6 protein-coding genes are annotated in these 8,951 nt (G+C 44.9%); 5 read left to right on the forward strand and 1 reads right to left on the reverse strand.

Going from position 1 to position 8,951, the window contains the following annotated elements; genetic code table 11:
- The 5 genes from KGY70_12895 to KGY70_12915 all read left to right on the forward strand — a co-directional run.
- Window positions 1–133: Dabb family protein (locus KGY70_12895; GenBank protein ID MBS3776083.1), on the forward strand; the 133-nt coding region annotated here is incomplete at its 5' end.
- A gap of 66 nt (window positions 134–199) precedes the next feature.
- Window positions 200–1,420: a glycoside hydrolase family 99-like domain-containing protein gene (locus KGY70_12900; GenBank protein ID MBS3776084.1), complete on the forward strand. Its 1,221-nt coding sequence runs from the start codon at window positions 200–202 to the stop codon at window positions 1,418–1,420.
- Between the two features lie 63 nt (window positions 1,421–1,483).
- Window positions 1,484–2,977 carry an arylsulfatase gene (locus KGY70_12905; GenBank protein MBS3776085.1) on the forward strand — a complete coding sequence of 498 codons (1,494 nt, stop codon included), beginning with the start codon at window positions 1,484–1,486 and terminating at the stop codon, window positions 2,975–2,977.
- A 36-nt stretch (window positions 2,978–3,013) separates the two neighbouring features.
- Window positions 3,014–5,227, forward strand: a complete 2,214-nt coding sequence (locus KGY70_12910; protein ID MBS3776086.1) for a hypothetical protein — start codon at window positions 3,014–3,016, stop codon at window positions 5,225–5,227.
- 109 nt (window positions 5,228–5,336) lie between these two features.
- On the forward strand, window positions 5,337–7,307 hold the full coding sequence (locus KGY70_12915) for an MBL fold metallo-hydrolase (protein MBS3776087.1): 1,971 nt from the start codon (window positions 5,337–5,339) through the stop codon (window positions 7,305–7,307).
- A gap of 14 nt (window positions 7,308–7,321) precedes the next feature.
- Here KGY70_12915 and KGY70_12920 read toward each other — a convergent pair whose 3' ends face one another.
- A complete protein-coding gene (locus KGY70_12920) occupies window positions 7,322–8,827 on the reverse strand; it encodes a M81 family metallopeptidase (GenBank protein MBS3776088.1) in 1,506 nt (501 codons plus the stop codon).
- Between the last annotated feature and the right edge of the window lie 124 nt (window positions 8,828–8,951).

Consider the following 8,951-nt stretch of genomic DNA (forward strand, 5'->3'; position numbering starts at 1 on the left):
TTCTTATATGGTGTTTTTTGAGGATAAGGAAAGCCATGACATCTACCAGGAACATCCCATTCATCAGGAATTCATTGATGAATACCAGCACCTCTGGAAGAAAGTGCAAGTATATGATGCTGTAATGAAATAAACATGTAACTACTGTGAAACGTCTAAATCAGAACGTCTGATCATGCTAGTATAAAAATCAATGATTATGAAAACATACAATTTTAAGATTAAGCCGGGATTTTATGTGGCAACGGGTATATTGACAGTGATTATCTTAATTTCCTGTGTGCAAAAAGAAAGTCAAAAAGGAAAGGATGAGAATTTAAACCAGGATTATGATGTTGCCGCTTATATCTGGCCTTCATGCCACCATGACGAACGTTTTGGCGATATGTTGTGGCCCGAAGGAATCGGGGAATGGGAAGTGATAAAAAAGGGAACTCCCAGATTTGATGGTCATTATCAACCCAAAGCGCCCTTGTGGGGCTATGAGATGGATGATGATCCGGAGGTTATGGAAAAATGGATTGATGCTGCTACCGATCATGGGGTGAATGTTTTTATTTTTGACTGGTACTGGTTTGATGGTGGCCCTTTTTTGGAAAGCTCACTCAATAACGGCTTTCTGAAGGCGGATAACAATGAGGAGATGAAATTTTATCTGATGTGGGCCAATCATGATGTAAGAAGGAATTATTGGAATGTCCATAAATATAAAGACGACACCTCGTTACTCTGGGAAGGAGCAGTTGATATGGAAAACTTTAAAATAATAGTTGAAAGGGTGATCAATCAATATTTTAAGCGACCCAACTATTATACAATTGATGACAAACCTGTATTTTCAGTATTCAGCATGCATAACCTGATAAAAAGTTTTGGCAATCCGGAGAAGACAAAAGCTGCCCTCGATTATTTCAGGGAAGAAGTTCAAAAAGCCGGTTTTCCGGGTCTACACCTTCAGTTGATTGGCTTCGGCACCCCCAACAAGAACCAGATTCAAAATATCGAAACGCTTGGGGCCAACAGCATTACAAAATATAATTGGGGAGGCCCGCATCCGGAAGATTACATTCAGTGGGGTGAAGAATCGATGGAACGGCGGGATCAATGGGCTTCAGCGCTTAACATACCTTACTTCCCCAATGCTTCTATCGGATGGGACGATACTCCCCGGTTTCCTGAAAAAGGGAAACAGGATGTGGTGCATTATAACAAATCCCCGGAAAGCTTTGCCACTTTTCTTCAGAAAACAAAAGCGTATTGTGATGAGCGTCCCGAGCAACCCAATCTAATAACCATTTTTTCCTGGAATGAATGGGTGGAAGGAAGTTATCTTTTACCAGATATGAAGTATGGATTTGAACACCTGGAAGCGGTAAAAGAGGTTATAAGTGGAGAATATAACAAATATCAAGGGGAATAATCCCTCAGATTAAAATTAAACAATCAACAATGCTTATCTTTAACCAAACATAACCACCAGCTCATGTACAAAAAAGTCTCCAGCTCAGAAGAATCTTTATCGCATACAATCTTTTCTCCGGTCATTCCAGGCAAATACCTTTCATTTTCACTGATCTCTTCCTTTTTTCTGATGAACGGCTTCAGCCTGCAGGCAAGTGAGCCGGAATCGAAAAATTATTCTGAAGATGCGCGGAGGCCCAACATCATATTCATCATGGCCGACGATCTGGGCTATGGTGATCTTGGGTGCTACGGGCAGGAAAAGATCAATACGCCACAACTGGACGAGATGGCGGAAGAGGGGATGCGATTCACCAATTTTTACGCAGGCAGTACGGTTTCCGCACCTGCCAGATGTGCTCTGATGACCGGCAAACATACAGGCCATGCCAAAGTAAGGGGCAATGCCAGCTATGAGCGGATCTATGAGGATACCTCTGTTGCCAATATTCTCAGGAAAGCCGGGTACACCACGGGCATGTTCGGGAAATGGGGATTCGGGCAAGATGCCAAACCAGTTGGATTCGATGAATTTTTCGGATACGACACCCATAGAGCTGCCCATTATTACTACCCGGAGGTATTGTGGCACAACGGGAAACAAGTGGAAATACCCAAAAACAAAAACGGCGGAAGGCAGGTATACAGCCACGACCTGTTCACCGAAAAAGCCCTCGAATTCATAAAAGATGAACATCAAAAAGACAATCCCTTCTTTCTTTATCTTCCCTACACCATTCCGCATGCAGAAATACTGGTTCCTGATGAATCGAAAGATGATTACCTGGGAAAGTTCCCGGAAGAGGCCTATAAACCCAATGCAGATCATCAGTACGGACATGGTTATGCCCCGCAGCCTGAACCCAATGCTACCCGGGCCGGTATGATCACCAGAATGGACAGAGATGTGGGCCGGATCATGGACCTGCTTTCACAGCTTGACATTGAAGAGAATACCATTGTCTTTTTCACCAGCGACAACGGACCTTGCTACGCAGGTGGGCAGAACCCCCGTTTCTTTAATGCCAACGGTCCATTGCGCGGATTAAAGTTTGAATTGTTTGAGGGAGGCATCCGCGTACCCCTTATTGTAAAATGGCCAGAAAAGATCCCGGCCAACACCATGCAAAGGGAACCCTTCGCATTCTGGGATTTCCTTCCTACCGCTGCAGAACTGGCTGGAGTTGAACCCCCATCCGATATCGACGGCATTTCCTTCCTACCCCTTCTCCAAAATAAAAAGCAACAACTTCATGATTACTTATATTGGGAGTTTTCCGGGATGCAAGCCATCAGATTCGGCGGCAACAGCAGAGTACCGCTAAAATGGAAGGCCCTCCGGCTGAACCTAAAAAACAACCCGGATGCACCGGTCATGCTTTTTAACCTGAGAAACGATATCTCTGAACGCTGCGATGTTTCAGGACAGTACCCGGAATTGGCGGAAAAAGCCAAAAAACTGATGGAGCAGGCACGGACCGAATCGGAGATCTATCCGCTCATGGGAGAGCAATAGATTAAATGATATTAGAAATCCCATACTATAGGGCCTATGAAAAAACTATTTCTTATATTGATCATTACTTCGACTGTTTTTGTGGTTGGCTGCAACACGGATTCCGTAACAAATGAAATTGTCATTGAGAATGAACAGACCAGGCTGATTATTACAAATGACGGAATCGTGAAAAGTTTGATCCATAAGCCCACCAACGAGGAGTGCCTGGTGATAGACCAAAATCTGCCTGCATTTTCAGTAACCCAGTATCACCCTTATACAAATGAAATCAGATTGGCCTATCCTTTTAAGGAGACTGAATTTGCGGCAGATTCGGTTCGCAGGGAAGGAGATAAACTGATTGTCAGTTTTAAACTTGTGGATTTTGAAGCCGTAATTGATTTAAACATCACTTCTCAATATATCCAGTTCCGCATAGAAAATTTTGTTTCAGAGAACGGTAACAATCCCCCGCAGGTTGATGAGATGTGCTTCCTTCAGCTTCCGGTACGCAACCGAAGTCATTTTGGAGATTGGCTGAATGTAGCATGGGACGACCAAATGGCAATCAACCTCCTGGCTACGGATCATTACGCACGGATTGATTCGGAAGAACGCGAAGGATTCCGCATTTTAAAAGCCGATATGGTCAGCGAAGTCAAAAAAGAAGGTGTAGGGGCTGCCTTAATTACTTCTCCTACCGGACAACTTCTGGACCATATTGCCCGTGTAGAGGAGGATTACAACTTACCCCGGGGAGTAAAGAACCGAAGGAATGAACAGTATAATGCCTCTTACTACTGGTCAGGCAATGTGCATCCCGGCAACGTGGATCAGCATATTGATTATGCACACCAGGCAGGTTTCCAGACTTTCATGGTATATTATACCGCCTTTTCAGAAAGTCCGGGTCATTTTCCCTGGCATGAAGAATATCCCAATGGCATGGAGGATCTGCAAAAGGTGGTGAACAAGATCAGGGAGGCAGGGTTGACTCCCGGACTTCACTTCCATTATAACAAAGCCGGGAAAAGCGATCCGTATGTTACGCCGAAGCCAGATCACCGGTTAAATATCCGCCGTCATTTTACCCTTTATTCTCCGGTGGGCAGGCAGGATACGACCATCTTTACGGAAGAAAATCCTGAAGGAACGACCTTGGCTGACGGCCGCCGTATATTACAGATCGGGAATGAGCTGATTTCCTATTCAGACTATACCACTACCCCACCCTACAAGTTCACAGGGTGCAGCCGGGGAGCGCTCAATACCACTGCTGAGGCCCATCCATTGAAACATAAATTTGGCTTACTGGATGTAGACAGTTGGCCGAAATTTGTCCGATTTAATCAAAGTACAGACATACAGGAAGAAGTAGCTGAAAAAATAGCTGAAATATACCAGAAAGCAGGGTTTCAATTTGTATATTTCGACGGAGCCGAAGATGTCCATCCGCCCTATTGGTTTACTTGTTCGAAGGCTCAATGGGAGGTCTATAAGCAATTACAACCGGAACCCATATTTGCCGAAGGGGCAGCAAAGTCACATTTTAGCTGGCACATGCTGAGCCGGGCCAATGCTTTTGACACCTTCCGGCCGGAGGTCATCAAGGAGATGACCCGCAAACATCCTGCTGCCGAGGCACCCATGATGAAGGAAAATTTTACGGGACTGAATTTCGGCTGGCTCGGATATTGGGTTCCCGGAGAAAATACAGTGGGTACCCAGCCCGACATGCTCGAATATGTAACCAGCCGGGCGGCAGCATGGGACTGTCCCGTTTCCATCCAGTCCAGTCTGGAACGGTTCGATGGCCATCCCAGAACTTCTGACAATCTGGAAGTATTGAGACGCTGGGAACAAGTAAGGGAAAAGGATTGGCTGACAGAAGAGCAGAAAGAGGAACTGCAAAACCTGAACCAGGAGCATACTTTGTTGATCAACGAGCAGGATACATTCGAGCTGGTACCCTATAACCGGATCATGGATGTGGCCAATGGCAGCAGGGAAGTGCGGGCTTTTACATTTCGGCGAAACGGTGATGTTTATGCGGTTTACTGGCACATATCGGGCAATAAAAAAATAAAACTGCCTATAAGCCCTCAAAACATCACCCTGTTGGAAGGCATGGGAAAAGAAATATCCATTATAGATGGTGATAAGAAGGCATCTGTTACATTACCAGCCGGTAAACGCCGCTTTATTAAAACAAGCGAAACCAAAAGCGAACTGATTGCTGCCTTTGAAAAAGCGGAGATCTTACCCTAACCCAGATAAGCTGGAACTTAGCGTAGCGATCTCACAGTAAATCCTAAATTCTAAATCTTAAATCCTAAACAAATTCCAATGATTCAATATTTTAATAATCAATATAGGGATGAATTATAAAAGAGCCACAATCCAGATAAAAATAAGCAGGAAATCATTACTGTCTGCAATAGAACGATTTTCTGTCTTACTCCTGCCATTAACATTCCTGCTATCCGGCTGTACTGATCCCTGGCAGGAAATCTCCGACCATGTTTCCATCATGAAGGGGCATGTGAATGGTGTTCAGATAAGCAAAAATGGTAACAGGCTGGTTGTATACGGCGACCCTTCCGGAGAATCTGAGAAAACCGATTATGTGCTGTTCACCCATAATCATAGAGAACTGATCGAGACGGGAAGAAAGCTGGTGGTAAACGGTGCCCGTACGGTGGCTCCTGCCGGTGAAGCCGGCAATATAGAGCAGCCCGACCGGTTCTGGAAAACTTATATTGAGAAACGCGAAGGCTACTTCGGGGGAATGATGACCAACCGGGCGATAAAAAGCATGGAGGTTGCTGAAAAAGTGCGGGGCGACGATCAGATAAGCTGGCAGGGACTTAACATTAAGGTATTGGACACTCCCGGTTATGCAGAAGATGCAGTTTCCTATATCGTTAACATTGATGGCAGAAAGTATGCATTTGTGGGAGATTTGATCTATGACAAAGGGCAGATAGCGGACATTTATAATCTGCAGTCTGCTGTTGAAAGTACAAGTCTCGGAAGATACCACGGGTATTTGGGAAGGCTGGGACAGCTGATTAGCAGCCTGGAAAAAATACTGGCAGAAAATCCGGACGTCATCATACCTTCGCGTGGAAATCCAATGTATGAGCCCCGAAAGGCTATAGCTTCCCTGATTGAACAATTGCAGGAACTTTACAAAAACTATTTGGCCATCAGCTCCACCCGATGGTATTTTGGGGAAGATCTGGATAAACTGACAGACAATGCACGTATATCATTATCTGAGGAGGACACCAGCTTCTTCGCTGAAAAGCTAATAAATGAGCCCCCTTCCTGGATAAAATCATTCCCTGTAAGCCGGCTCATCATGTCCGATAAAGGCAGCGGATTTTTGATTGATTGCGGCAATAATGAGGTCATCAAAAAGATCGAAAATATGATGCGGGAGGGAAAGCTCACTGATTTGGAGGGGGTGTTTATTACCCATTACCACGGGGATCATGTAAACCGCGTCAATGAGCTGGTTGAACGATTCGGATGCGAAGTGTATGCCAATGAAATATTAAAGGAAATACTGGAACAGCCCGGGGCCTTTAACATGCCGTATACTGGGATCAAACCCATTCAGGGGATTAACTACGTCAGTGACCGGGAGACCATGCAATGGCATGAATTCAAAATGAAATTCTATGATTTCCCGGGCCAGACTCTATATCACGGGGCCATGCGCGTAAGTAAGAAAAATGAGAATACAGACATCTTTTTTATAGGAGATGCCTTTTCTCCCACCGGTCTTGACGATTACAGCACCCAAAACAGAAATCTGCTTCATAAGGGTACCGGGTACTACAAATGCCTGCAAATCCTGAAGGATATGAACAAGAAAGAGTCCCCTTATTTTCTGATCAACCAGCACATCCAACTCCCATTTTGGTTCAGCAATGAACAAATCGATGTCATGACCGCCAAACTCAACCGCCGCAGGGAGATACTCAGTGCTCTGTTCCCCTGGAAAAACGTGAATTTTGGTATTGACCCCCGATGGGCCAGATTGTATCCCTATCAAGTAAAGAAAAAGCCCGGAGAAAAATTTGAGGTAACCCTCAGAGTTATGAATCACGCTGAGGAAAAGGAACGTTTTAACCTGGATATGTCCTTACCGGAAGGCTTTGATCTGAAATCAGGAAGTGAATCAATATCTGTTGAGCCTTTACAAGAGAAAGAACTGAACCTTACTTTAAACACTGCGGAGGACATTCAACCCGGACTGTATGTAATACCCGCAAGAATTCAACACGCCAATGGCAGCCTCTCGATGAATACAGAATGTTGTATAGAAATTTTGGAGTGAGCCACCAGCCGGTATTAAGGGCTCCAGTTCATGTCAGGGTCAAGCGGATACATCGGACGCCGGATATTTTCATAGGGCAATTCGGTTATCACCTGATAACAAAAGCCCGGAGTCAAAGCCATTATGGTTTTAGGCGCAATATCCCGAAGTTTGGGATACAAATACCCGAGCTTCACTACCACAATTTTATGTCCGAGCGGATCTATTCCTACTTCCCTGAAATCTTCAGGACTGGTGAATGACCGCCTCACATTCAGCAATACTACCTGAATGCCGTCAACCTCTACTACAGCAGGCCTTCTCCTGGTATCTTCTTCAGTGGAGGTAACATGCTTCACAGTTCCCCGGATATCCAATGACTGACCAAAAATGGTATCCATTTTACCGCCGATTGTCATATTCACTTGCTCACCTACTCCTGCCTCTTCACATGCTTTCACCGCGGAAGGATCCACAATTCCAGCAACAACGGCATCTTCCACACCGTGCTCCAGCAATCGCTCCAATACCAAAGTATTATCTCCTGCTGCGCCGGCAGTGGTATTATCACCTGAATCGGTAATGTATACAGTTTCTTCAGAAGCATCTAACGCCTGTTGTATGGCTTCATCAATAGGTGCTACCGGAACATCGAACTCCAGCTCCCTGCGCACCTCCCATAAGCGTTTGGCCAAACGTTCCGATTCCTCCCTGGCTTTATCAACAAATTCTTCGTTCCGGGCCACAACATCTACACGCATTGCTGACCGTGGAAGATCCGCCCATGCATAACCAACAAAAACGGAGGCGTCCAGCAATCCTTCTTGTTGAGATATTTTCGGCAGGCTACCATACAAAGACTTAAGCGGTTCAGTTTCGGTGATGCCTTTTTCCCCGGGAATCAATATGGGCACCCTAATTTGTACGATCTGAGGATTATAACCTTCACGAAGCATTTCAACAAGCAGTTGAACCGCCCGGAGATCGGTTTCCGGGCCATCCCGGTGAGGTGCTGTACGATAGGCCGTAAGAAGATCCAGATGTTCTATAAACTCAGAAGTAACATTGCCGTGCAGATCGAAACTCCCCGAAAAAACCGGTTCATTGCCAACGACTTCACGAAGTTCCCTTATAAAATCTACCTGAGCATCTTCATAACCCTCTACATGTAAAGCACCGTGCATATCCAGAAATACACCATCTATCTCTCCTGCTTCCCGGGCTTTTGTGAGTATCTTGTTCTTATACCGATCAAAGGTTTCCTTCTTAACAACTCCACTGGGCCAGGCATAGGCATGTAACGCGGGAATGATCTCAACATCCTGTTTTTGCAGATACCGGGCCCATTGTTTATCCTCAAGAACTTCCGTGCCTTCCTGTACTGTAAAATCTTCTCCGGTAGTCCGAAAAGTACTAAAAGTATTGGATTCATGCCGAATCCCACAGGTGAGTATACGAAGCTTTTCTTCATCTGAACCACAACTCCAGAAAAATACACCGATCATCAAAAAACATAAAATTCTTAACACATAGGGTTTCATAGGACTTCAGTTAAAATTTGAATTTGTTAAAATTAATAAGGCATGGATTACAATTCCAAATTTTGTACTTTGAATTTTAGCCCGAATAATTCTTGAATTATTCCTGTCTCCGACAGCGACTAAG

Source organism: Bacteroidales bacterium, assembly GCA_018334875.1.
Lineage (GTDB): Bacteria > Bacteroidota > Bacteroidia > Bacteroidales > UBA12077 > JAGXLC01.

Excerpts from the sequence above, each read along its gene's own strand:
- KGY70_12900 (MBS3776084.1), top strand. The coding sequence starts at position 200 with ATGAAAACATACAATTTTAAGATTAAGCCGGGATTTTATGTGGCAACG.
- KGY70_12905 (MBS3776085.1), top strand. The coding sequence starts at position 1,484 with ATGTACAAAAAAGTCTCCAGCTCAGAAGAATCTTTATCGCATACAATC.
- KGY70_12910 (MBS3776086.1), top strand. The coding sequence starts at position 3,014 with ATGAAAAAACTATTTCTTATATTGATCATTACTTCGACTGTTTTTGTG.
- KGY70_12915 (MBS3776087.1), top strand. The coding sequence starts at position 5,337 with ATGAATTATAAAAGAGCCACAATCCAGATAAAAATAAGCAGGAAATCA.
- KGY70_12920 (MBS3776088.1), bottom strand. The coding sequence starts at position 8,827 with ATGAAACCCTATGTGTTAAGAATTTTATGTTTTTTGATGATCGGTGTA.